At 60.2% G+C, this 23,965-nt stretch carries 17 protein-coding genes and 2 pseudogenes; 11 read left to right on the plus strand and 8 right to left on the minus strand.

Annotated features, from left to right (window positions below):
• The coding region (locus F561_RS0119470) for a helix-turn-helix domain-containing protein (RefSeq protein ID WP_019009421.1) at positions 1-221 on the minus strand (221 nt) is incomplete at its 3' end.
• A 418-nt stretch (positions 222-639) separates the two neighbouring features.
• Here F561_RS0119470 and F561_RS26065 point away from each other — a divergent pair.
• The 5 genes and pseudogenes from F561_RS26065 (at position 640) to F561_RS0119500 (ending at position 7,392) form a co-directional block, all read left to right on the plus strand.
• A pseudogene (locus F561_RS26065) lies at positions 640-1,725 on the plus strand (transposase).
• Positions 1,726-2,079: 354 nt separating this feature from the next.
• On the plus strand, positions 2,080-2,244 hold the full coding sequence (locus F561_RS29100) for a helix-turn-helix domain-containing protein (protein ID WP_019011650.1): 165 nt from the start codon (positions 2,080-2,082) through the stop codon (positions 2,242-2,244).
• Positions 2,245-3,076: 832 nt separating this feature from the next.
• The gene (locus tag F561_RS0119490) at positions 3,077-3,814 is read left to right on the plus strand and encodes a hypothetical protein (RefSeq protein WP_019011651.1); all 738 of its coding nucleotides are present in this window, start codon (positions 3,077-3,079) and stop codon (positions 3,812-3,814) included.
• Positions 3,815-3,894: 80 nt separating this feature from the next.
• Positions 3,895-5,586, plus strand: coding sequence for an FG-GAP-like repeat-containing protein (locus tag F561_RS0119495; protein WP_019011652.1), 1,692 nt, complete (start codon positions 3,895-3,897; stop codon positions 5,584-5,586).
• A 297-nt stretch (positions 5,587-5,883) separates the two neighbouring features.
• Entirely contained in the window at positions 5,884-7,392 is a 1,509-nt protein-coding gene (locus F561_RS0119500; protein WP_040381326.1) for a SulP family inorganic anion transporter, read from the plus strand.
• A 140-nt stretch (positions 7,393-7,532) separates the two neighbouring features.
• On the opposite strand, the gene F561_RS27415 is transcribed toward F561_RS0119500, so the two are convergent.
• From F561_RS27415 to F561_RS26080, 4 genes and pseudogenes are all read right to left on the minus strand, one after another.
• Positions 7,533-8,813, minus strand: a complete 1,281-nt coding sequence (locus F561_RS27415) for a sensor histidine kinase (RefSeq protein WP_019011654.1) — start codon at positions 8,811-8,813, stop codon at positions 7,533-7,535.
• A 537-nt stretch (positions 8,814-9,350) separates the two neighbouring features.
• Positions 9,351-10,452: pseudogene (locus F561_RS26075) on the minus strand (transposase).
• A gap of 547 nt (positions 10,453-10,999) precedes the next feature.
• Complete coding sequence (locus F561_RS0119520) at positions 11,000-11,854, minus strand: DUF4384 domain-containing protein (protein WP_019011657.1); 855 nt, start codon at positions 11,852-11,854, stop codon at positions 11,000-11,002.
• A gap of 525 nt (positions 11,855-12,379) precedes the next feature.
• Complete coding sequence (locus F561_RS26080; protein WP_245556583.1) at positions 12,380-13,630, minus strand: AI-2E family transporter; 1,251 nt, start codon at positions 13,628-13,630, stop codon at positions 12,380-12,382.
• A gap of 943 nt (positions 13,631-14,573) precedes the next feature.
• Here F561_RS26080 and F561_RS0119545 point away from each other — a divergent pair.
• From F561_RS0119545 to F561_RS0119565, 5 genes are all read left to right on the plus strand, one after another.
• Complete coding sequence (locus tag F561_RS0119545) at positions 14,574-15,539, plus strand: sugar phosphate isomerase/epimerase family protein (RefSeq protein WP_019011662.1); 966 nt, start codon at positions 14,574-14,576, stop codon at positions 15,537-15,539.
• Complete coding sequence (locus tag F561_RS0119550; RefSeq protein WP_019011663.1) at positions 15,532-16,401, plus strand: PfkB family carbohydrate kinase; 870 nt, start codon at positions 15,532-15,534, stop codon at positions 16,399-16,401. The genes F561_RS0119545 and F561_RS0119550 overlap by 8 nt, the downstream gene beginning before the upstream one ends.
• Positions 16,402-16,440: 39 nt before the next feature.
• Positions 16,441-17,439: a sugar ABC transporter substrate-binding protein gene (locus F561_RS0119555; RefSeq protein WP_019011664.1), complete on the plus strand. Its 999-nt coding sequence runs from the start codon at positions 16,441-16,443 to the stop codon at positions 17,437-17,439.
• Positions 17,440-17,540: 101 nt separating this feature from the next.
• Positions 17,541-19,043: a sugar ABC transporter ATP-binding protein gene (locus F561_RS26085; protein ID WP_019011665.1), complete on the plus strand. Its 1,503-nt coding sequence runs from the start codon at positions 17,541-17,543 to the stop codon at positions 19,041-19,043.
• Positions 19,015-19,986: an ABC transporter permease gene (locus tag F561_RS0119565; protein ID WP_026299086.1), complete on the plus strand. Its 972-nt coding sequence runs from the start codon at positions 19,015-19,017 to the stop codon at positions 19,984-19,986. The genes F561_RS26085 and F561_RS0119565 overlap by 29 nt, the downstream gene beginning before the upstream one ends.
• A gap of 44 nt (positions 19,987-20,030) precedes the next feature.
• Here the strand turns inward: F561_RS0119565 and F561_RS0119570 are convergent, their stop codons facing one another.
• The 3 genes from F561_RS0119570 to F561_RS0119580 all read right to left on the minus strand — a co-directional run bounded on the left by F561_RS0119570 (position 20,031) and on the right by F561_RS0119580 (position 23,135).
• Positions 20,031-20,780, minus strand: a complete 750-nt coding sequence (locus tag F561_RS0119570) for a DeoR/GlpR family DNA-binding transcription regulator (RefSeq protein WP_019011667.1) — start codon at positions 20,778-20,780, stop codon at positions 20,031-20,033.
• A 370-nt stretch (positions 20,781-21,150) separates the two neighbouring features.
• Positions 21,151-22,152 carry an ornithine cyclodeaminase family protein gene (locus F561_RS0119575; RefSeq protein WP_019011668.1) on the minus strand — a complete coding sequence of 334 codons (1,002 nt, stop codon included), beginning with the start codon at positions 22,150-22,152 and terminating at the stop codon, positions 21,151-21,153.
• Entirely contained in the window at positions 22,152-23,135 is a 984-nt protein-coding gene (locus tag F561_RS0119580; protein ID WP_019011669.1) for a threonine ammonia-lyase, read from the minus strand. The genes F561_RS0119575 and F561_RS0119580 overlap by 1 nt, the downstream gene beginning before the upstream one ends.
• A gap of 88 nt (positions 23,136-23,223) precedes the next feature.
• Between F561_RS0119580 and F561_RS0119585 the strand changes: the two genes are divergently transcribed.
• Complete coding sequence (locus F561_RS0119585; RefSeq protein WP_019011670.1) at positions 23,224-23,847, plus strand: helix-turn-helix transcriptional regulator; 624 nt, start codon at positions 23,224-23,226, stop codon at positions 23,845-23,847.
• The last annotated feature ends 118 nt before the right edge of the window (positions 23,848-23,965 follow it).

The raw sequence follows: 23,965 nt of genomic DNA on the forward strand, positions 1-23,965 counted from the left end.
AGGCCGTCCTGTGCGTAGCGTTTGCGATTCTCCTGGACGGTTTTGACACTGATGGAGAGGGTTCGGGCGATCTCGACGTCATTCTGCGCGGCACCCTGTTCGTTCGCCATCAACAAGAGACGGGCACGCACCACCGCCTGAACACTGCGGATGCCGGTGTGGACGAAGCGGTCGAGCTCAGCGTGCTCTTCGGGCGTCAACCGCACAGGAAAACGTTTCATGCCTCATGTTATCGGTGGACACTCACCCTAATCGGTTGACGATGTACTAGGACGGGGATATCCTGCTCCGCGGCGGCCCTGACGGCCCGGCGTTTGAGTTCATCATCATACAAGTTTGTCCACTCCTGGCTCTGGGCCAGGAGATCACCGCGGTATTGAACGGGCGTCATAGGTGACTCCTCACCGTTGCTCTGCCTCGCTTCCCAACTGGCGTTGCCTCCGGGCGTTCTACCAGGCGTGCCGCGGCGGGGAGCACCAGCATCCGGCTCACTTCGAGACCGTCGAGGGGAATGATGGCTTCAACCGCGGAGAGGGAATTGGGAGCACACTCAGCACCTGACACTTTGAGGCAAATGGCGTTCTAGACGCAGTGTGGCATGGCAAAGGGCAGTATCAGAGTCTGTGACGATCTTCAAAACTGCCCTGCTGCAAGAGTGATACATTGGCTGCGCACCTGAAAACCCATCTCCCGCACCGCCGGATGGATGCCCTCAAGCGACTGGCCGAAGTCCTCTTGGCGCTCCTCCAAGCCGAATCTACACTTCACCGGAAGACCGCCCTGCATCTCCCCCGGGAGGCCACCCCCGAGTCGAAAACACGCGTTGTCGCCCGCGTGTTTCATGATGCTCAGCTCACCCCGCAGGACGTCACAGACGTCCTGCTTCCTTTGCTTCCCGAAGGCAAACTCACCCTGTGATGAACCTTCCCGAATTGGCACTATGGTCAGACGCCACTCCACCTGCTCGTCCTCGGTGCCCTACTTGGGGGCGCCGTGATTCCTTTGGTGTGGACGGTCATCCCACACCAGGGCAACAGTTGCACCGCAGCGCGCATTCTCCTCGTGGCCCGGCTCCTCAAGGTTCTTCCCGCGAAGCGCTGGGCCGTGTTGATCGCAGATCGCGAGTTTATTGGGCAAGAATGGTGCCGCTTCCTGCGCTGGAAACAGATCCGGGCGTGTCTGCGGATTCGGGAAAACACCCGCATTGAAGATGAACTCGTCCGCGATCTGTTCAAGGGTCTCCAATCCGGTGAAGTCCGGACTCTCTTTGAGCGGACGTGGGTTTACGGCGGCTGGATGCACGTCGTCATCACCCTGTTCCCGATCGGAGACAGGGTGATCGTTGCTTCAGATTTGCCCGTCAGGGACATTCTGAACACCTATCGACTCAGGTGGGGCATTGAATCCGCGTTCTCGGCCCTCAAATCAAGAGGGCTGAACCTCGAAGCCACGCACATGACAGCTGCCGACCGGATTTCCAGACTGTTCGGGTTGCTGTGCATGGCGTTGGCTTGGATGGCCCGAGTCGGCGCGGAACATCAGCAACAGACCTCAACGAGGTCTGACAACCGAGGGCGGCCGATCAGAAGTCAGGTGCGGACAGGGTGGATGGCCCTCAGTCAGGCCGTCCGGTGGGGTAGAGATGCCTTCAAGAGCTACCTTCAACTCCTCAACACACCTTTTCCGCCCACTGGAACGTCAATTTCTCAATCTGTCAGCTGTTGAGATGCCTCCTACAAAAACACGGTTGGGAAGACAAAAATTTGCAAAACACCGTCAGCTGAGGACGGTGTTGCTCATTGCATGAGAGAATTTTTCAGAACCTATCAGTTTTTGGACAGGCAATTCCAGACTCCCATCTGTACTTGGGTTTCATGTCTCCCAACCCCACCTACAACGTGATTTCAGGCCATTTTTAAAGCGCTTATCAACGTTTTTTGAGCGGAATTTGAGACCTCTGTCGGTTTTGGGCGAATAACTCCAGACTCCCATCTGTACCTGGGTTTCAACAAACCCCCACGTTTCGATGGACGCTCAGCCAGACGATGGACACGCACCACACCACGCGCTACAGAAAGAATGCAACTTGCCATGAATACCATGCGGGCGATGTATGACGGCACGCCGACGCAGGTGAATTTTTCAGCGCTGGAGAAAGTGATCGAGAGTCTGAACACGCTGACGGGTCAACAGGTGAGCTTGCAAGACATCTTTGTATGGGAACAGAAGGGACAGGTAAGCTGAGGGTTTTTCGCACTAAGGCACATTAGTGCGAAAACCAGTCAAGCAACGAGAGCGCATGCCTCCTCGAGCTACAACAAATATCAGCCAGCGTAGCCTGCAGGAATGCACAACCTACCAGCAATAAATCTGAGCGCTTCTCCAAATCTAAGGGGCGACGTGCTCGGTTCCCAAGTATCCAACCACCCTGTGAACTCCCTAGATCACAGCAGTCTGTCTGTAAACTTGAGCAGGTCTTCTTCAGATATATGCTCCAGGCAGAAAAGATAAATCATTATCTTCTTAGAGTGAAAAACACCCAGAAAAAATGCAGTCTAGCACGTCAAAAAAGACCTAGCCTCACAGAAGCCACGTGAAGGCCCTAGGGACATAGATTGGGACTAAGATAAGGGTCAAATTTAAGAGTTCACCAGTTGGCGGCTTCCGAGTCAAGTGTCTTCAAAAGTGGTCAAGAGTGAGCCCAATCTTTGAGCCTCGCACTGCTCCAGAGTGGGCAGACATCCTGATGAGAATAGAGGCCTAGGCCTAGGCTGACAACCAACTGGCCTTGTCACCGCACCCGTGAGGTGTACTCTGAAGCTACGGGATTGCCCTAAGTGCGGCTGACTAAAACCGATATGAGGCTTGCATGTTATTGATCTCGGCCACTGCTGACTGCCTGCCCTCTGTACACACGGCCCTGACCCACAACTCCCAAATTTTGCCCAGATCATGAATTCGTGCGGATCACCAGGAGGTCTCTTTTTGGCTGGTTCTGTTGGCGGTAACCCCAACGTTCATTCGTGTCTGAACTATTGCCTGACTTTTGGCACGTCCACACAAGCGGGAGGAGCATATGACGATCAGCGGCAATTGGACTCGGGCGGGCCTGCTGACACTGGGCCTGACCACTCTGGCCTGGGCAGCGGGCAATTACAGCCTCATCGTGAATGGGCAGGTTGCCAGCAAAAGTGCTGTCGTCATGAACGGTGAGACGTATGTACCGCTCTCGGCTCTGAAACTGTTGGGAGTCACAGGCACAGTCAAGGGAAATACGATGACGCTGGCCCTGGGCAGTGCGCCCACGTCCACCCGAACTCCCAGCGGCGGAGCCAATCAGCTGGCTGCCCTGGAAGGATGCCTCAATCAGACGCTCTTTAACGGGATCTGGCGCGTCAGGGTACTGTCTCTGACGCCTATCCGAACGCCAGATCCGGGCAGCCCAGACATTCCCGGATGGTCTGTGAAGCTGGAAATCAGGAACGGGGTTCTCAAGACCGCCTCGTTGATGGGCACCGGCTTCGGCGCAAGTAGCGGGGGAAGTCAGCCGATGTTGCTGCTGGCAGACGGTAATGCTCTGGCCCTCGACGACAACGATTTCCTCAAACCGTGGAGTCAGGACGTATTGCAGGGAGGCGTCCTGACCTTTGCCCTGCGTTTTTCCTATCCCAGAGGAACGACTGAAGCGCAGGCCAGAGCGCAGCACCCCACCAAATTTATTTTGCAGATCAATCCCCGCATTCCCGAGTATATGGGCATGAAATACAGCGTGCCAGACCCCAGTTTGCGGGTACGCCTGGATTGCCAGAAATAGGAAGTGGACTGAATCCCGCCCCCTGCCTACTCCAACCGCAACCGCTTTGGGCACCACTGGAGACCGTGATGAGGCATTCGATGACGAAAGTGTTGGCCTGCACCTTCCTGCTGAGCGCTGGTCTGGTCAGCGCTCAGCAGCGAATCGGAACCACCTCACAGCCCCTGACGATCCGGGACGTTCAGGATTGGCGGGCCGCAGGCAACACGGTGCCCGTCTGCTGGGAAACGCCGGGCTACAGCCGGGAAAAAGACATCGTACAGGCAGCGGTCAGCGGGTCGTGGCAGTGGTACGCCAATGTCAACTTTACGGGCTGGGGAAGTTGTCCTACAGGCGTGGGCATCGGCGGAAGCGGTACCGCGAAGCAGGTGCGTATTCGCATCTCGCCGCAGGGCACCGACAATTCGGGTGCGGGTGGTTCGGCGCGGGTGGGCAGGGTTGCCCTCAGCAGTGCCAACGACAACAATCCCGGCGTCAATCTGTCATTCAATCCCGATGGCAGCGCCGACCGGGGACGGGTGGAATACGTCGGTGTTCACGAGTTCGGGCACGTTCTGGGCTTCATTCATGAGCAGGACGCCCCCGGCAACGTCGAAGGGCCTGCCCACTGCGCCACCTCTGGCCCAGAGGCCGGAGCTTCGGCAGTCACGCCCTATGACCGCGATTCGGTCATGAACTACTGCAACCGTGACGGCAACATGACGGGCAACCTCACGGATGTGGATGTTCGGGGAGTGCAGACCATCTACGGCGTGCGAATCTCCAACGTGGCCGCCCGCAACTCCTGCGCCTCGGCCCCGGCCAGACAGACCGCGTCGCTGGCCGCAGCGTGGAACGACCGGGGCTTGGCCTCGTTCGCGGTCTACCCTTCTGACACCAATAAATTCCTGTACTGGTCGCAGTGGAGCTTGCGTGACGGCGGCTGGGGCGACTCGGTGAAGTGGTTTTCGGGCGACTTCAACGGAGATGGCCGCAGCGATATCGGGGCCGCTTGGAACAATGGCGGCCACAACACCCTGACCGTCAGGCCCTCGACCGGGAGCGCCTTCAATCAGGTTCACTGGCTGGCCGATGCAGGTGGGTGGATCGACTCGACCGTCTGGTTGCCCGGTGATTACAACGGAGACGGGTTGACCGATGTCGCCGGAGTCTGGAACAACGGCGGCAAGGTGTCGATTGCCGTCTTTCCCTCGGATGGTAAAAAGTTTCTGTACTGGTCCCAGTGGAGTGACCGGGATGGAGGCTGGGGCGATTCGGTGAAGTGGTTCGTGGGTGATTTCAACGGAGATGGCCGCAGCGATATCGGAGCCGCCTGGAACAATGATGGCCGCACCACCCTGACGGTCAGATCATCCACCGGCAAAGCCTTCGCCCATGCCCACTGGCTGCTGGACGCGGGCCGCTGGTCGGACTCCTCCGTATTTGCAGGAGGCGACTACAACGGAGACGGCAGAAGCGACGTGGCCCGGCTCTGGAACGATCTGGGCAGCAATTCCATCGCGGTCACACTGTCCAATGGGCGGCAATTTCAGGGTCCGGTCGACTGGAGCGTGCGTGACGGTGGCTGGATTCAGGGGAACGCGGTCAAGTGGGTGGCCGCCGACTTTACGGGCGATGGCCGCAGCGATATCGCGGCCGCCTGGCAAAACGGCAACACCACCACGCTCACGGTCAGAACTGCCTCAGGCAACCGCTTCGTGCCTGCCCACTGGACGCTCAACGCAGGTGGCTGGGGCAATTCGATGGCCTGGTGCGCGGGCAAGTTCCGCTGACCCTTCCTGCGGGCGGGGGAACCGGATGCAGATTGCCGCTACAGAGACGGATTCCATCTGATTCCCGGAATCTCCCTTGCTCGGAACCCCTACCGAACAGCTCAGGCACAAGCGGTCGCACCGTGCCCTGAACCTTGTGTGCGGCCCTGTCTTGCGGCATACTGGCCGGGCCGCGGGTGCGGCGTCCCGGTTGAGTGACGCCCCCGACGATAACCAAACCTCAGTGCCGCTGGGCACGTTCCCTGTTCTGAGGGCAGTCTCTTGCTGTTGGTTGTCACGGCACCCCTTGAGGTGCATATGACTGCTGTTCCTTCTCCGCGTCCCCGTTTCGATCTCCAGCAGTACCGCCGCGAATGGTTCTCCAATCCCCGCAAGGATGTTCTGGCGGGCATCGTCGTCGCCCTCGCCCTGATTCCCGAGGCCATCGCCTTTTCCATCATTGCTGGAGTTGACCCGCAGGTTGGCCTCTACGCCTCGTTTACCATCGCCATCGTCACTGCCTTTATCGGTGGCAGGCCCGGAATGATCAGTGCAGCGACCGGAGCAATGGCCCTGCTGATGATCGGACTGGTCAAGGATCACGGTCTGGAGTACCTGTTTGCCGCCACCGTGCTGACCGGCCTGCTCCAGATCGTGTTCGGCTGGGCGAGGTTGGCCCGTTACCTCAAGTTCGTACCCCGGAGCGTGATGGTCGGGTTCGTCAATGCCCTGGCCATCCTGATCTTCATGGCACAGCTGCCCCAGTTCGTGGGCGCCAACTGGCAGATGTACGCGATGGTGGCCGCTGGACTGGCAATCATCTACCTGCTGCCCCGCGTGTTCAGGGCCATTCCCAGCGCCCTGGTGGCTATCGTGGCTCTGACGCTGGTGGCAGTCTTCACCGGAGCTGATGTCAAAACAGTGGGGGATATGGGTACCCTGCCCAAAGCCCTGCCGCCCTTCAGCTTTCCGCAGGTGCCGCTGACCTGGGAAACGCTGGCAATCATCTTTCCGGTGGCGCTGACCCTGTCCATCGTGGGCCTGCTGGAAAGTCTGCTGACTGCTCAACTGATCGACGAGCGTACCGATACCACCAGCGACAAGAACACAGAATCGCGCGGGCAGGGCGTAGCCAACATCGTCACCGGGTTTTTTGGAGGTATGGCGGGCTGTGCCATGATCGGCCAGAGCATGATCAACGTGACCAATGGTGGCCGTGGCCGCCTGTCCACCTTCGTGGCCGGACTGGGACTGCTGATCCTGATTCTTGCGCTGCAACCGCTGCTGGTGCAGATTCCGATGGCCGCATTGGTGGCGGTGATGATCGTGGTCAGTGTCAGTACCTTCGACTGGGACAGTCTCCGAACGCTGGCCGTCTTTCCCAAAAGCGAAACGATCGTGATGCTGGCAACGGTTGGAGTCACCGTGCTGACCCACGACCTGTCTCTGGGCGTGCTGGTGGGCGTGGTGCTCAGTGCCCTGTTCTTTGCCCGCAAGGTATCGCAGCTCTCACAGGTGACACACACCGACGACGCAGACGGCATCCGGACGTATCAGGTAAAGGGGCAACTGTTCTTCGTCAGCACCCATGACTTTCTGCATCAGTTCGACTTCACCCATGCTGCCACGCGGGTCGTCATTGACCTGAGTGACGCACACTTCTGGGATGGATCGGCGGTGGGTGCGCTGGATAAGGTGATGCTCAAATACAGGCGGCAGGGCACGCCCGTGGAACTGGTGGGACTCAACCACGCGTCTGCCACTCTGATCGACCGGCTGGCCGTTCATGACAAACCCGGCGCGGCGGAGCGGGCGGGCAGCCACTGAACCTGAGCAGGTCAGGCAGGCCGTCATGGGAGGCAACGTCCTCCTGAGACCGACCTGAACGCTCTACAGATTACTTCTAACCAAAAATAGACTCGGGGAATTCCATGCAGGTCAGGGAAGCTCCCCGAGTCTAGTTCTGTTCAGCAGTTGGGCAGGGTAAAGAAAAATGTGGTGCCCTGCTGCGGCTCGCTCTCCAGCCACAGCCGACCCCCATGACGCTCCACGATCTTCTTGCACACGGCCAGTCCGATTCCAGTGCCTTCATAGGTTTCCCGGTCATGCAGGCGCTGGAAAATTTCAAAGATTCGCTCGAAATACTGAGGTTCGATGCCGATGCCGTTGTCTTTCACAGCGAAGCGCCACCACTCTCCATCCTGCTCTGCGGACACACGCACCTGTGCAGGTTCTTCTGGCCGGTGGTATTTCAATCCGTTGCTGATCAGGTTCTGAAACAGCTGGTCAAGTTGTTGGGCATCGACACAGACCACGGGCAGGGGGCCACGGCTGACTGTTCCGCCCTCGCCTCTCACCTGATCGACAGCCAGCCGGGTGACCACTGTATCGAAGACCTCCTCGGTGGCGACCGCGTCTTTGGGGCTGTGATCGGTATTTACCCGCGAGAATGTCAGGAGATCACCCACCAGCCGCTGCATATGCTCGCCACTCTGGGCAATGTGGTGCAAATAGAGCTGACCGCGCTCATCCAGTTGACTGGCGTATTTCCGGGTCAGCAACCCCGCAAAACTGATGACCGTGCGGATGGGGGCCTGCAGGTCATGCGAGGCGATATAGGCGAACTGTTCCAGTTCCGCATTGCTGCGTTGAAGTTCCAGTGTGCGGTCTTCGAGTTGCTGGGTGCGCTGGCGGACCTGGGCTTCCAGCTGCTGGGTGGCCCACGCCCGGCCCAGAGCAATGGCACACTGAGCGCCGAGGGTCCGCAAGAACTGCTGTTCCTGGATGGAAAAGTGGTGAGGCTCAGGAAAATCCAGTACCAGAGTGCCGATGGGGTGATCTCCCTCAAACATGGGCAGGACGGCACTGGCAACAGACAGCGCCTGACCGATTCTGCTTTCCAGTTCCGGATACGTCTGGCCCAGAGACTGAGCATCGTGGAAAAAAAGAGCCTCGCGGCGTGCCAGAGCGGCACCTGCAGGAACGTTGCCAGAGAGCGGGCCATCCTGCCAGAGGGTCTGGGCCCCTTCGGCGTGACCTTGGGTGGCAACAACCTCCAGGTGTTCTCCGCTGTCATCAACGAGCAGCACCGCTCCGGCAATAGCCTGTAGGGCATCCAGCGTGGGTTGCAAAATGATGCGGAATACGTCCTCGGCGGTCCGGGCCGCTGCCAGACGCTCGATAAGAACAGGCCATTGATCCGTCAGTGGTGCGGGAGGAGCCGGGACGGATGCAGATGGATCAGGCATACCTTCCAGCATAACGAGCGAAATTGAATCCACGCTTATACCATTGCTATTAATTAAACCCGTTATTCCTCAAGTAACTCGGCAGCTTGCAGCCTCCTCTCTTGCGGGTCAACAGGACAGGTCTGGACGACTCCGTCCGTAATCTGTTGCTGGGCGGTGCAACCTGTCGTCATTTCAGAGAGCCGATCCGTCTGGAGATGCTGCGGGCCATGACCGACCACCTGAGCAGTGAGTGCGCGGCCAAGGTGTCCGTATCCGCTGCCAGGAGCCGGGCCAGACAATGCCGGAATGACTTCGTGTTTACATAGCGCCCGTTGAAGTGTCGTTCATCGACACACAGGTGACCCTGCGCCTCCAGAACAATGGTCAGGGCTTTCCGGCTGAGGTCGAAGAGCGGCTATTGGAGGTACTGGGTCAGTCTGTCCCGCACCGAACTGCATTCGGGCGACTGGGGCTATCGAATGTCCGGCGCGGCATGGGGACGCGTCCGGGTAGAAACGGAAGAGGGCCAGGGCGTCACTTTTTTCCTCACACTTCTCAGCACCTGACACTTCGAGAAACTGACGTTCCAGCAGGCGGAAATGGTATATTCAAGAGCTTCACATGGATCCAAAAGGCATCCCTGCCTCATCGCACCGCCTCACTGAGCGCCATCCACCCAGTCCGCACCTGACTTCTGATGAGTCGCCCTCGGTTGTCAGACCTCAAACAGGTCTGACACTGATCTTCCACCCCAACCCGGGCCATCCATGCCAACGCGATGCACAGCAATCCGAACAGCCTCGAAATCCGGTCGGCGGCGGTCATCTGTGTGGCTTCCAAGTTGAGTCCCCTCGACTGGAGGGCCGAGAACGCGGATTCAATGCCCCACCGGAGCCGGTAGGTGTGAAGGACGTCCCTGACGGGCAAATCTGAAGCGACAATCACTCTGTCCCCCGCGGGGGACAGAGTGATGATGACGTGCATCCAGCCGCCGTACACCCACGTCCGCTCAAAAAGGGTTCGCACTTCACCGGGTTTCAAGTCCAGAAACAGACCGCGGACGAGTTCATCTTCAATGCGAGTGTTTTCTCGGATACGCAGACACTGCCGGATGTGTCTCCAGCGCAGGAAACGGCACCATTCCTGCCCGACAAACTCTCGGTCGGCGATCAACACCGCCCAACGTTTCGCGGGCAGCACTCGGAGCAAGCGGGCTACCAGGAGAATGCGGGCCGCGGTGCAACTGTTCCCCTGGGGCGGAAGAACTTTCCACACGAGCGGGATCACAGCACCGCCAAGAATGGCCCCGAGGACGAGAAAATTCAAAGGAGTCTGGCCGTCATGCCAGGCCATACGGTCCATGATCAGGGTGAGCTTGCCGTCGGGCAGCAAGGGAAGCAGGACGTCTGTGACGTCCTGCGGGGTGAGTTGAGCATCATGGAACACCCTTGCAACAACGCGAGTTTTGGACTCCAGGGTGGCCTCCCGGGGCAGATGAAGTGCGATCTTGCGGTGGAGTGTGGATTCGGCCTGGAGAAGCGCCAACAGCACTTCAGCCAGTCGCTTCAAAGCGTCGACACGGCGGTGCGGGAGACGGGTTTTCAGATGGGCGGCCAGCGTGCCACTCTTGGAGCAGGGCGGTTTCGGAGCGCGTCACAGACTCTGATATCGCCCTTTGTCATGCCCCACTGCGTCTAGGACACCATTCCCAGCAAAGTGTCAGGTGTTGAGGCGTTGGAGAGCTGTACTACTCTTAATCTCTAATTTGGGGTCGCCTTCAGCGGCCCGCAGATGGGCAAAAACACGTCTTTGCCGATATCGATCCCCATCACAACCATAAAAACCTCCCGAAAAGTGGGGTGGTCAGGCCAATTCTGCTTTGCTTGGACTGTCTCTGATCTGCAGGCTCGGAGCCTTGTATAGGGTGCAGTCTACAAGAAAGCGCCCGGATCAGCCAGATCTAGATCACGGTCTCGAACGACTAAAAGTGCAGACTGGCTTGCTGACCCGGACTGGCCGGACAGCTCATTCTGATCAGGAATGTTGCCGCGACCTAGAGATAAAAGTGCATGGCTTAAGACCAGCGGGTTGGGACAGTCAACGGGGCACCAATAGTCACTGATTGTGGCAGGGATGGCCTAGCTCTCAGGCCATCCCTACTCGGTTTCCCATGGAATCACATCAGGCAATCACACCTGCTGAGTTTATTGAGGCTGTGTACGCACCAGCACCACGTCGTACATGGTCGTTCCCGGACGCTGTTTGACCGTTAGGTTGGTCGTCGTATCGTCATACAGGCTGAATTTGCCGACCATCTGGAGGCGCGAAGTGGTCATCTCGTCCGATTCGAAGCCCTGCGCCTTGAGCTGATTGGCGTAGAAATCATACACGCGCATCAAGCCCAACGCCGACTTGAACGACGACTTCCAAGTGGAAACCTTGGTGGTGACCGAGACTACTGGCAGCGGCGGGGTGGCCACTGCGGCGGAAATCTGGTACTGCGCTATATCGGTCACCCAGTCTTTGGAGGCCAGTGGCTTGACGATGATGGATAGGGCCTGTGCCAAACCATTCTGGCCCCCTTTGATGGTCACAGTTGCAAAGCCTGTCTGCTGGTCTTCTTTGAACTGTGCGATATCGTCGAGGTTCAGTTGATCTGTACTCGCTACCGCCAACACCTTGTTCAACCCAGCTGGGCCAGCGATATCAAAGGTAAACTTGTCTTCCTTGCCTGGAAAACTCTTGGTGGTATTGGCCTTGATGAAGTTCGAGCCGCTCGCAAATCGGTTGGGTAAGATCAGATTGATATTGCCCCGCTGATCCACATTGAACAGGTACACATAGGCGTCCTGTGTTGTCTTGACATTGAGTACGATGCGGTCGCCTGCCACGTAGGTGGGGGTTTTTGTCCCCGTGGTGTCCTTGGCTGTCCAGACGTTGACTTTCAGCGGCGACGCTACGGGGTTCACGATGATGCTCTGCGAGGTGATGGTTTGCGCCAGGGCCGTCGAAGTCGAAGCGCCCGCCAGCAAGGCGAGGGTCATGAGCACGTATTTCATACCTGTACGGTGTCACGCCGAACCTGATGCAACCTGAAAACTGCATAACCAAGTCCTGAGGTGACGGAGGAATCATAAGGGAGAGGCCCTCTGCAATCAGGATCTTCAGATGACAATAGAAATGTCTTTTTCGTCCCTGGTCGTCCAGATTTGACGAGTCATCACATGGCAATTTGTTTTACGTCCCTGACGCAAGGTTTTGTTTTTCGCGCAGGTATTTGAGTTGATCTTGTTCAGGCGTCAAAAACAGAAGACCCTGACTAGAAAGGCCAAATCACCCCTGTGCTGGTCGGCTTTGATCCACCTTCTCGAGGTTGAAAGTTTAATCTCAAGGTCGCGGGCATCGCCCGCGACCTTTTCGTTGGACTGCACGAGTTGTACAGCCGTAACGCTTGAATTCGGCGATGTAGGTTTTGCGCTGGGTCATGGAGCGCTTCCGCGTGGAGCGGGACTGAACTCCGTGTGTGCGAAAGCGATTCACCCTCAACACAACCCGACCAAGACTTCAGCGTTGCGGGAACGGAGTTATTCGCTGGCTTCCCGATCCTGCGCAGAACGGCTGAGCTCGGCTGTCCGGGTCTCCGCTTCAGGAATGTCGAGTACAGCGGCGAGGTTCAGTTCCCCCTCCTCGGCCTGCCGGACGAGTTCTACGTCACGCGCCGCCTGTTCAGCCTTCACGGCGGCTTCGCGTGCTTCGTCCTCGCGCTCGAGCTGCTCTTCAACTTGGCCGCTGATCAGCGCCATGGCCACCGCATCCGGGATATTTGGCGCGTCCTGAAGGTAAAACTCCTGGTAGATCGCCTTCAGGATAATCAGGAATGGCACGGTCAGAAACGCGCCGACCAGGCCGAACACGCTGCCGAACAACAGCACACCCATCGTCACCGACAGTGGATGAAGCTTCCCGGCGCCGCCCAACAAGAATGGCGCGAGAATAAACCCCTCAAGCTGCTGGAAGACCAGCGAGAACAGCGCAACGTAAACAGCTTGTTGCGGATCGTCCACCAGGCTGACCAGGATGGGGGGCAGCGACGCAACGATCGGGCCAAGATTCGGCACCAGTTCGCCCAGGGCTGCCAGCAAGCCAAAGACCAACCAGTTCTGGACGCCCAGCAGCATGAGCCCAGCCGCCATAAACGCGCCGGTGACCAGCATGATCAGGACGGTGGCGCGTCCCCACGCGCCCAGTTGTTTCAGAATCTGTGCCAGGGCGCGCGCCGCCTTGAGCCGGTACCTGGGCGGGACTGCTCCCAGGGCCCCATTGATCAGAGGAACGGGATTGCTCAGCACGAACACCACCATCACCAGCGTCACCAAACCAAGGAACAGGCCACCTACGGCGGCCCCCACTAGATTTGGCAGAGCGTGGGCGGCTTGCGTGGTGAAGCCGATCGCCTGTTGAACAAGCCCATGGACCGTGTTTTCAGACAAGGCGCCACTGACCGCTGGATACTGAGCGACCACCGTATTGATGCGTTGTTCCAGCTCAGGAAGGGTGTTGGGGAGACTGCCCGAGAGCTGCCCAAGCTGGGCCACCATGGGCGGCACAGCCAGAAAACAGAGGAATGTTAAGACGGCCAGAACCAGCAGCACGGTGGTGAGGCCAGCAACTGCGCGCGCCATCCATCGTTCCAGAAACCGGGCAACCGGATTCAGGGCAGTGGCCAAGATCAGCGCCAGAATGATCGCCAGCAGGGCCGGGCCGACTCTTCCAAAAAAACTCAGGATCAGTAACACAGCAATGACGCCCAGGGCGACGGGCAAGAGATTGATCACTTGGACGCTGCTTCGTACGGCACCCGGCGGCCTGGAGGGTGGCGTAAGAGGAGAGTTCATGGGTCACTCCCATCATGGTGGCTTCCGTCTGACAGAGACTTCACGGTGGTGTTGCCTTAATTCAGGTCCGCCCCTGCTGCGACGACTGACCACGTCTGGAACGCTTGGTTCTGCTCCTCGGCAGGTTACAGACCTTCGCGTTTGAGGGCCTCAATGGTGGCGAGGTCTGGAGATGGATTTGGTGGAAGGTGGGGATCTTGTCTTTGGGCATGTCGGGGTTTTTCCGCCTGCTCGTGCGTGGGCTCAGGCAGGCACACCGTCTCCCTCAGGGGACGGGAATCGGCTGTAGGCTGAGAATGCTGAAGCACCCGGTGTTCGGCCAGCGACTGCCTGAGAACGGCACAGCACCAAGCTGGACGCTGCCAAACCCATCTTGGGCTCAGACAACAGCTTGAGCTGTTCCGCAAAAGGCTTTCCTTTTGCACGCCACCTCCCCAACTGCAAACGCTTTCCAAACAGTTGTACTGCCGCCAAGACTGCAGATCATCCTTTCAGGCGCTTGAATAGCCCTTCAGCGCCGGGGCGATGTGGTCTTGGTGAAAAAGTAGGGACCAGAAGGTCTCTAGAAGGTTCGTTGCGAGGTCAATTGAGTCCGTGTAGCCCGCGGTGGGGTCATACGCCACGATCCAAATCGTTTCCCGAACTTCCCCATTGAACCGCTCCAGCTCTTTCGCAGGAACCCACAACCCTTGATGTCTGTTTTCTGCCCCATACGGCCTATACGGTCCAATGACCATGGCTGGCTTTTCTTCGTCTCAATTGTGATCATATCTGCTCATTTGATCACTAACGCTTGACAGATCAGGGCCTGAGGCGCATACTCACTGCGTTAAACTTCAAAACAAACACAAACGCGCAAGCAGTTGCGCATTCAGGAGGGGTTATGCTCTACGCCACCCGTCTCAATTCACTCAAGTCGAGGCCCGAACTCGCCTTCTCCCCCGGCCGTATCCACACCAGTGATCTGCTGGGACGCGCCGCCCGGATTCAAGGACTCAACTCGTTGAGCCTCAATTTCCCCGAGCACTTCACACCCGCCACCTTGCGGGAGACACGCGACACCATCGAAGCCCTGGGCCTTGGTGTCGACAGCCTCAACGTCCGCTATCCCGCCGAACCCTTCGGTGACGGGGGCTTTACACACCCAGACGCAGCCACCCGCCAAGCGGCCATCGACCTGACTTGCCAAGCCCTCGATGCCTGCGCCGCGCTCGGCGGCAACCATGTCATCGTGTGGCCCGGCTTCGACGGCTTCGACTATCCCTTCCAAGACAGCTACGAGCGGATGTTCGATCACACGGTTGAGGGCTTCTCCCAGGTAGCCGCCCACGCTCCAGAGATGCGGGTGGGGCTCGAATACAAGCCCTGGGAACCCCGCAAGTACTCGCTCATCGGCAATATGGGCGAAGCCCTGCTGGTCGTCCAGGAGGTCGGTGCGGACAACCTGGGTGTCGTGTTGGATTATTGCCACGCTCAGATGGCCAACGAGCATGCGCCCAAAGCAGCTGCTCTGGCCCTGCGCCAGAACAAGCTGTTCGGAGTTCACCTCAACGACGGCTACGGACGGCAAGATGACGGCCTGATGGTCGGCACCTCCAGCTTAATCACTACGCTGGAACTGCTGGTGCTGCTCGAACGTGGCGGTTACCCTGGCACCATCTACTTCGACACCTTCCCCGTCCGCGAAGATCCTGTGCGCGAATGTGAATGGAACATTCGCGTTACCCAACGCCTCCTCACCCTGGCAGGTGAACTGGCTGGCGACGAGCGTCTCGGCTTCGGACATGACGGCTTTCATGTCACCACCGTGCTCGAGCGGTTGCTGTTCCCGGAGCAGGTTCATGCCTGAGAGAGTGCAGGTACTGTTTGCCGGAAGCCTCCATGTCGATCAGATGATCCGCCTGCCCCAGCTGCCTGCACCCGGGGAAACAGTGATTGCCACAAACACCTGGACGCAGTTGGGGGGCAAAGCCACCAACCAGGCGGTCGCCGCCGCACCGCACGTTCAGAGCCTGCTGCTGGCCTGCGTCGGAAACGACGCTCAGGGCCGGGAGGCCCACACCACCCTGACCGCCCTGGGCGTGCAGCCGACCTTTCAGGTCTCCGGGCACCTGCCCACCGGCTCCAGCGTCGCACTGATCGAGTCGTCTGGAGAGAATGTAGGCATCGTCTTGCCCGGCGCGAACGCCAACCTCCAGGCCGAAGCCTTCCAGACTCTGCTGAGCACCGACCCCTTACGCCTGCTGGTCTGTCAGTGGGAGACAGCTCCCGACACCCTTCAGCACCTGCTCCAAAAGGCCCGGGTGGCAGGCATCCCCACACTCGTCAACGCTGCGCCGTGGTTGGACACTCACCGCGGCACCCTGTCCCTCGCCGATCACGTGGTAGTCAATGCCCCCGAAGCACAGGCCTGGACGGGCCTTGATCCTCAAGCGCGGCTTCCCCACATCGCCTTCGGCCACCCCAGCGTTGTCGTCACCCTGGGAGCAGGCGGGGTGCTGCACTACCAGGACGGCGAGCTCACCACCGACCTCCGGGCACCTGCGGTCGAGGCCCGCTCAACCCACGGCGCAGGCGATCACTTCGTAGGCGTGCTGGCGGCCCATTTGGCGAGTGGCGAACCTCTGTCTCAAGCGCTTCAGCAGGCCGTGACTTCGGCCGCCCAATTCGTCCAGCGGCTCCACAACCGCCCCATACCTACACTTTCCTAATCTACGCCCTCACCCTTGACCCGCCTCAGGAGGCACACCATGAAGATCACCGCCACACTCTGTACCCTGACCGCCCTGCTCGCCAGCCTCGCCACCGCACAGACTTTCTCCCCCGACACCGAGAAGAGCCGCATTGAATCCTCACAGCTCACCGCGAAGTTCGGCCCAGTGCCCAAGCCCACCATTGGCGTACAGGTTGGCGGCGTCATGAAAGCCCTCTCGAACGAGTACTGGCAGTTGCTGCGCAGCGGTTACCTGAAAGGCGCCACAAAGTACGGCGTCAAAGTGGACGCCCAGGCCCCCAGCAACGAAAGCGACCAGATCGGCCAGCTGAGCATGATGAACACCATGATCGGCAAAGGATACAAAGCGCTGCTGGTCTCTCCGCAAAGTGACGTCAACCTGCTGCCCGGGATTGCGCGGGCAGGTAAGAACAGCTTGGTGATCAACGTCAACGATGCTGTCGCCCCCACGGCCCAGCACTTCGTCGGAAATATTCAGTACGACAACGGTGTGAGCGTCGCCCAGTACCTGCTCAAGACCTTCCCCAAGGGCGGTCAAGTGGCTGTGATTGAGGGTCAGGCGGGCGTCTACGCTGCCAAACAGCGCACGCTTGGTTTCAAGACCACGCTCGCCAAGAACCCAGCGCTCAAGATCGTCGCCAGCGTACCCGCCGACTGGGACCGCCAGAAGGCCTTCACGACCGCCCGCGATTTGCTGCGTCGCTACCCCAACCTGACGGCGTTCTACTGCAACAACGACACCATGGCCCTCGGCGTAGTCGAAGCAGTCAAGGCCTCAGGCCGTTTGGGCAAAACACTGGTGTTCGGCACAGACGGCATTAACGCCGCCTACGACAGCATTAAGAAGGGCGAATTGACCGGGACGGTCGACTCGTTCCCGAGCCTGACGGGGGAAGTCGCCGTGGAAGTCGCCGTACGCCTGCTGGCCGGACAGAAGCTCCCCCGGGTCGTCGCAACTCCACAGGCCCTGGTCATGAAAAACACCGTCGCTAAGTACGAGCAATTCAAGAAGTAAATCGGTAGAGGGGCGCTGCACCACCCGCAACGCCCCAGATCCAGGAGATGGGCCCATGATGGTCCGCTCGTCCCTCTTCCACCCGTAAGGAGACCCGTCCCGTGGCCGAACTGCTCGCTGCTCACCACATCCATAAATCGTTCAGCGGCGTGCAGGTGCTGCGCGACGTCGAGTTCACGCTCCTCGCGGGAGAAGTGCACGCCCTCCTCGGAGAGAACGGCGCCGGGAAAAGTACGCTGCTCAAGACCCTGTTCGGCATGCACCGCCCCGACAGCGGCACCCTCACCGTGAACGGGAAGAACGTTGTCCTGAACAGTCCCAAAGACGCTGAAGCCCAGGGCATCGCGATGATCCATCAGGAACTGGCCCTCATTCCGGAGCTCACCGTCGCGCAAAACGTCTTGCTGGGCAACGAGGGCAGCGAGGTGCTGAACTACGCGCGGATGAACGCCCGGGTCAAGCCCTTCCTGGAGCAGGTTGGGTTGCAGGTCGCGCCTGGACTCCCGGTTCGGCGCCTGACCATCGCCCAGCAGCAGATGGTCGAAATCGCCCGTGCCCTGGCCCGCCAGGCCCGCATCATCATCATGGACGAGCCAACTTCCAGCCTGACCACCCATGAGATTGAGCAGCTCTACCGCGTCGTGCGGCAACTCACGGCCACCGGCGTCGGCATTATCTATGTCAGCCACCACTTCGATGAGATTGAAGCCTTGGCCGACCGGGTCACGGTCCTGCGCGACGGCCAGCACATCGGTACCGTGCATCAGCGCGACGTGACTCAGGAGCAGCTTGTGCAGATGATGGTTGGCCGCGACCTCATCGCCCAAACGGCGCCACCCGAGCGTCAAGCCGGAGCTGTGAGGCTGGCCGTGCGGCAGCTCAGCCGCTCTGGGGCCTTCCAAGACATCAGCCTGAACGTCCATGCAGGCGAAGTGGTCACGATCGCGGGCCTCATTGGAGCTGGGCGCACCGAAGTGCTGCGGGCCATTTACGGAGCCGACGACGTCAACAGCGGCGAGATCGAACTTGACGGTCAGGTGGTCGCGCATCCATCACCCGACCTGATGATGCGGCGCGGCACCGGATTTATTCCTGAAGACCGGCGAATGCAGGGCATCGTCCCGGACGCCCGGGTGAGTGTCAACATGATGCTGACGAGTTGGGCCAAGGGCAGCGCAACCGTTCAGGAACGCGACATGCGCGCCCAGGTCGATCCGCAGATGCTGCAACTTGGCATCCGCCCCAACAATCCTGACCAGATCATCCGCCGATTGTCCGGCGGCAACCAGCAAAAGGTCATCTTGGCCCGCTGGCTGGCGGCGGGCTGCGGCCTGCTCCTGATCGACGAACCGACCCGGGGCATCGACGTGGCCAGCAAGGCCGATATCTACGCCCTGATCGACGGACTCGCAGCTCAGGGGGTGGCCATCCTGATGGCGTCGTCTGAGCTGCCGGAAGTGTTGAGACTGAGTGACCGAATTCTCGTGATGCGTGAAGGCCGCCTGGTCGGCGAACTTTCCCGTGCCCAGGCCAGCGAGGAGCGCATCCTGGCGCTGGCGACCGGAGCGATAACCCATGCAAAAGATCCAGTCCTCTCCGAATAGTGCAGGCCGCACCGCCGTGATCGAGCGGCTGCGTGAAGCGGGCATTCTGACCATTCTCCTTCTTGGCGCGGTGGTCTTCAGTTTCACCGTTCCCTCGTTTTTCTCCGTCGACAATGCCATCACCGGGATCGGCCTGAGCGCAGCCATCAATACCATCGTCGCCATTGGGCTGACCTACGTGATCATGACCGGGGGCATTGACCTGAGTGTCGGATCAACTGCCGCGCTCTCCGCCGTCGTGGGCGCCGACCTGATGCAGCGCGGCGTGCCGCCGCTGGTGGCGGTCCTCATCGCTCTGGGCGTCGGCGCCGCCGCGGGCCTCGTCAATGGTCTGCTGATCACCCGGGTACAGCTCGCCCCCTTTATCGTCACGCTGGGCACCATGACCTTTTACCGGGGCCTGGCCCTCTCGTACACCAATGGACAGCCGATCTTGTCGCTGCCGGATGATTTCAAGCGCGTTCTGGGCGGCAACCTGCTGGGCTTACCGATTCCACTCCTCGCGGCCCTTGGGTTGGTCCTGCTGTTCACGCTGATTCTCAAGTTCACCAAAACGGGGCAGTACATCCTGGCCATCGGGGGCAACGCCGAGGCCGTGCGGCTGAGCGGGATCAACGTGAACCGCTACATCACCTTGACCTACGTGATTTCCGGGGTTTTGGCTGCCTTTGCCGCCCTGGTGCTGATCGCGCAGTTGGGTGCGGCAGAACCCATCCTGGGCAACGGCTGGGAACTGAGCGCCATCGCTGCGGCAGTGGTGGGCGGCACCAGTCTCTCCGGGGGTAAGGGCAATGTGGTGGGCGCGCTCTTGGGCGCCCTGCTGCTGAGCATGTTGCAAAACGTTTTGACCCTCTTGGGTGTCCAAGCCTTCTACCAGCTGCTGGCCACGGGCCTCATCATCATCGGCGCAATGGTCATTGACCGCTACACCCGCGGCCGCTAAGGAACTCAGGTCAAGAGGGCCGGGGCACTTACCCCGGCCCTTCTTCATACCAGGGTGACCTTCGGGCCCGCGTCTGTCAGCCAGCCGAATTTGCGGCTCTTCCGGTCACTCACGACTTCACTCACCCGGTCTAGGGCGCACACCTGGGTCATGGCCCGCCAGCCAAACTTGCTGTGATCGGCAAGCAAGAGGGTCTTGGCGCTCGCCTCGATGGCTAGGCGCTTGACCATGGCCTCCTCAATCACTGCATTCGAGACGCCGCGTTCATCGACGGCATGGGCACCCATCAAAAATAGGTCAGCCCGCAGACTGCGCAGCTGTTCCTCAGTCCACGGGCCAGTGATGCTGAACGAGTTGCTGCGGACCCGGCCCCCCAATAAGAGCACCTCCGTCTCGCCGACGGCCAGGACTTGGGCGGCGGGCAGATCGAGCGTAATGGCCGTCAAGGGCCGGCCGGCCAGATGCTGGGCCACCGCGAGAATCGTGGTCCCCGCGTCGAAGATGAGCGTGGAGCCATCTTTGACTTGAGAGGCGACATAGTCGGCAATGGCTAACTTCTCGCTGGGCATCCGGACCGATTTGGCGGCGAACGCTGGCTCCTGAGTCAGGCTGCGCTGCAAGCGAACCGCGCCGCCGTGTGTCCGGGCCAGGAGTCCCTGTTCGGCCATGCCCTGCAGGTCACGCCGGATGGTCGCCTCAGAAACCCCGACCTTTTCGGCAATCTCTTGGGTCAGCAATGTTTCGTGCACGTCCATCAGTTCGATAATGCGCGTTTGGCGCTCAAGTGGAAGCATATGAGCAGATCATACGCACATTTGAGCGCCAAAGGGCAGAGGGAACTGGCTACTGACTTTAACGCCGTTTATCCCATCAGCGTCATCGGCATATTGCGATGCCGTTGAAGCATATCGAGCACGTCTTTGTGCCCGTCTACCGCTCTTCCCAACCAAAGCCGGACGTCAGCATCTCAAACAGCAGCATGAAGCTTCTTATCCGCCGCAAAAGGCTTCCGACTCTGCTGGCGAATTCAAAACCTGTTGTTTTCTAGGGCGGATTGTCGTCACTCGACATCGAAAATGCTGGGTTTGGAGACCATAGCCTGAATTCGCCAGCAGAGTCGCTTCCCTTTTGCAACGCCTGAGGATGACCCCTTGTTGATATGGCCTACAACGAGATGGTGTTCAGGAGGTGTCCCTGCCGGGCGAGCCGCAACACCAGCCCTGCTAGGGCAGTGTCCTGGAACGATACACCCGTCGAGTCGAACACCGTGATCTGTTCAGGGGCCAGACGGCCTGGCTTCACGCCTGCACAGATTTCCCCCAGTTCCGCATAGACGCCGTCGGCGCTCATCAGACCACGGGCAATGGGCTCTTGCAGTTCCCCGATGCTGACGCTCTGCGCACGGCGGTCGACGACCACGGTGACGGCTGCCATCAGAGCGGGGTCGAGTTCCTGCTTTCCAGGGGCGTCTGATCCCATAGCATTGATGTGGGTGCCGGGGGCGATCCAATCACGCCAGACGATGGGCGCTTCGGCAGGCGTCACGGTGACCACCACGTGAGCGCCCTCACAGGCCGCCTGCCCTTCACGCAGGGCACGCATGGTCACGCCTGGCAGCTTGACCGTCCGGACAAACTGCTCAGCCTGGGCAAACGTTCGCGACCACACGCGGACTTCGCGGACGGGTCGCACCTGGCTCAGGGCCTCGAGCTGCGCGCGGGCCTGCCCGCCCGTGCCGAACAGGGCAACCACCGCAGCGTCTTCCCGCGCCAGGTGCCGCGCCGCGACGGCCCCTGCCGCCGTGCGGTACTCGGTGATGGCATTGGCGGCGAGCAGTGCCAGAGGTTGTCCAGTGTGGGGGTCGCCCAGCAACATCGCGGCACTGTGCGTGGGTAGGGACCGCTCGACATTCCCGGGGAAGTACGAGCCCATCTTCAGGCCAAACACCTCCAGGGCGTCCTCACCCTCCCCGAGACGCAGATGACTGGTCTTGATGCTGTAGCGGCCTCCGTTCAAGCTGTGGCCGACGACGGACAGCACCGTAGCGAAACCGCGGGCGTCTGCAGCGAAGGTCGCGTCGATCTGCCCGATCACGTCGGGCCAGGTGAGGAGGGCGCGGATGGTGTCGTCATCCAGCACGGTCAGCGTCAGGGGAGCCGGCGACATTACGCCTCCCCGGCGGTCAGGAGCTCCACCAGCAAACTGGGGTCGAGGTTACCGCCACTCAGAATGGCCACGAGGGGGCCAGTCTCCCCGAGAGCTTTCCGGTGGTAGAGGGCGGCTGCAATCGTCACCGCGCCACTGGGTTCGGTGACCAAGCGAGTACGCAGGGTGGCTTCGCGCGCGGCCTGGCGCAGTTCCGTTTCGGACACGGTGATGATGTCGTCTACGTAGGTCTGGACATGCGCCCAGTTGAGGTCTCCCAGATGCTGCACGCGCAGCCCGTCCGCCAGGGTCCGTCCGACCTGGTCGGCGCTGTACGTCACCCGTACGCCCGTCTTGAAGCTCTCGTGCGCGTCGGCGGCCACGTCCGGCTCTACACCGATGATGCGGGTTTGGGGCCGGACTTGCTTCACGGCCGCGGCCACGCCGGAAATGAGTCCACCCCCGCTTACAGGGACCAGGATGGTGCCGGCGTCCGGGAGGTCCTCGAGAATTTCCAGGCCAACGGTGCCGGCCCCAGCGATGATGCGTGCGTCGTCGTAAGGGGGAATCGGCGTCAGGCCGCGCTCGGCGCTCAGCGCTTCGGCTTTTCGGGTGCGGTCTTCGCTGGCGGGGCCAACGATGATGACGTCGGCGCCGAACGCGCGGGTCATCTCCAGCTTGAGCTGAGGGGCGTTATCAGGCATGACCACCACAGCGGGAATGCCGAGCTGTTGGGCGGCGTACGCGACCGCCTGGGCGTGGTTGCCGCTCGAATGCGCCACCACACCGCGCGCGCGCTCGTCCGGGGTCAGGGACAGCATGGCGTTGAAGGCACCGCGCAGTTTGAACGCGCCGGTGGGTTGAAGGCTTTCGGGTTTCAGCCAGAAGTTCTTCAAGGGAAAGGGCACTAGGGGTGTACGCACCACATGCGGGCGAATGCGCGTGTGAGCGGTGCGGATGGCGTCAAGCGTGACCAGGGAGGGCGGGGCAGTGGGAGTGGGCATAGGAACCTCAGTGGCGGGAGAAGAGAATGACAGGTCAGACAACTACTGGTTGTGGACATTATTTCCATAGTTTGGATAGAATGTCTACATGGCAGGTCAGATAACAGAGCACGTCCTTCTCCTCGAACAGCTTCAACACGTGGCGCAGGGGCTGGCTGAGACGTTTGCACCCTTCTGTGAGGTCGTCGTGCATGACCTCACCAACCCCGAGCACGCCATCCTCGCCATCCATAACAACCTCTCTGGCCGCAGTGTCGGTCAGGCCGCGACGGAACTGGGCCTTGCCCGCTTGGCTGACCCTGATTACCCGCAGGTTCTCGCGAACTATGCCAACCGGTTCGCTGACGGTCGGCCCGTCAAGAGCACGTCTGTTGGCATCAAGGACTCCAGTGGCACCTATGTGGCGGCCCTGTGTCTGAACCTAGACCTGACTGTGTTTCAAGGCCTGCAGAGCGTCCTGACGCCGTTCATTCAGGTAGACGCCACGCCCCGGGAGACCCTGGATCCGGTTGGTGCCGATGCCCTGCGTGCGCAGATCAACGCGTTCGCCGCCCGGCACGCGTCTACACCGCGAAACTTGAGCCCACAGCACCGCCGCCTGCTGCTCCAGGAACTGCGCACCTCTGGCCACCTGGAGGTGCGCCGGGCCATGGAGATTGTCGCGGCGCACCTGAACATCTCGCGGGCCGCGGCCTATAGCGCAGCGAAATAGCCATCAGGGTGTTCTGTCTCACTGTCTCCCGCAAAAGGCTCTTGTTTTGCACGACTGCACCGGGCCTTCTCAGATGATTCACACTTGGTGCCAACGGTCTGTCTGAATCAAGACGAAG

The organism is Deinococcus aquatilis DSM 23025 (genome assembly GCF_000378445.1).
Taxonomy (GTDB): Bacteria; Deinococcota; Deinococci; order Deinococcales; family Deinococcaceae; genus Deinococcus; species Deinococcus aquatilis.

Excerpts from the sequence above, each read along its gene's own strand:
- F561_RS0119555 (WP_019011664.1), top strand. The coding sequence starts at position 16,441 with ATGAAGATCACCGCCACACTCTGTACCCTGACCGCCCTGCTCGCCAGC.
- F561_RS0119495 (WP_019011652.1), top strand. The coding sequence starts at position 3,895 with ATGACGAAAGTGTTGGCCTGCACCTTCCTGCTGAGCGCTGGTCTGGTC.
- F561_RS0119490 (WP_019011651.1), top strand. The coding sequence starts at position 3,077 with ATGACGATCAGCGGCAATTGGACTCGGGCGGGCCTGCTGACACTGGGC.
- F561_RS0119550 (WP_019011663.1), top strand. The coding sequence starts at position 15,532 with ATGCCTGAGAGAGTGCAGGTACTGTTTGCCGGAAGCCTCCATGTCGAT.
- F561_RS27415 (WP_019011654.1), bottom strand. The coding sequence starts at position 8,813 with ATGCCTGATCCATCTGCATCCGTCCCGGCTCCTCCCGCACCACTGACG.
- F561_RS0119570 (WP_019011667.1), bottom strand. The coding sequence starts at position 20,780 with ATGCTTCCACTTGAGCGCCAAACGCGCATTATCGAACTGATGGACGTG.
- F561_RS0119575 (WP_019011668.1), bottom strand. The coding sequence starts at position 22,152 with ATGTCGCCGGCTCCCCTGACGCTGACCGTGCTGGATGACGACACCATC.
- F561_RS0119585 (WP_019011670.1), top strand. The coding sequence starts at position 23,224 with ATGGCAGGTCAGATAACAGAGCACGTCCTTCTCCTCGAACAGCTTCAA.
- F561_RS29100 (WP_019011650.1), top strand. The coding sequence starts at position 2,080 with ATGCAACTTGCCATGAATACCATGCGGGCGATGTATGACGGCACGCCG.
- F561_RS0119545 (WP_019011662.1), top strand. The coding sequence starts at position 14,574 with ATGCTCTACGCCACCCGTCTCAATTCACTCAAGTCGAGGCCCGAACTC.
- F561_RS0119520 (WP_019011657.1), bottom strand. The coding sequence starts at position 11,854 with ATGAAATACGTGCTCATGACCCTCGCCTTGCTGGCGGGCGCTTCGACT.
- F561_RS0119500 (WP_040381326.1), top strand. The coding sequence starts at position 5,884 with ATGACTGCTGTTCCTTCTCCGCGTCCCCGTTTCGATCTCCAGCAGTAC.
- F561_RS0119565 (WP_026299086.1), top strand. The coding sequence starts at position 19,015 with ATGCAAAAGATCCAGTCCTCTCCGAATAGTGCAGGCCGCACCGCCGTG.
- F561_RS0119580 (WP_019011669.1), bottom strand. The coding sequence starts at position 23,135 with ATGCCCACTCCCACTGCCCCGCCCTCCCTGGTCACGCTTGACGCCATC.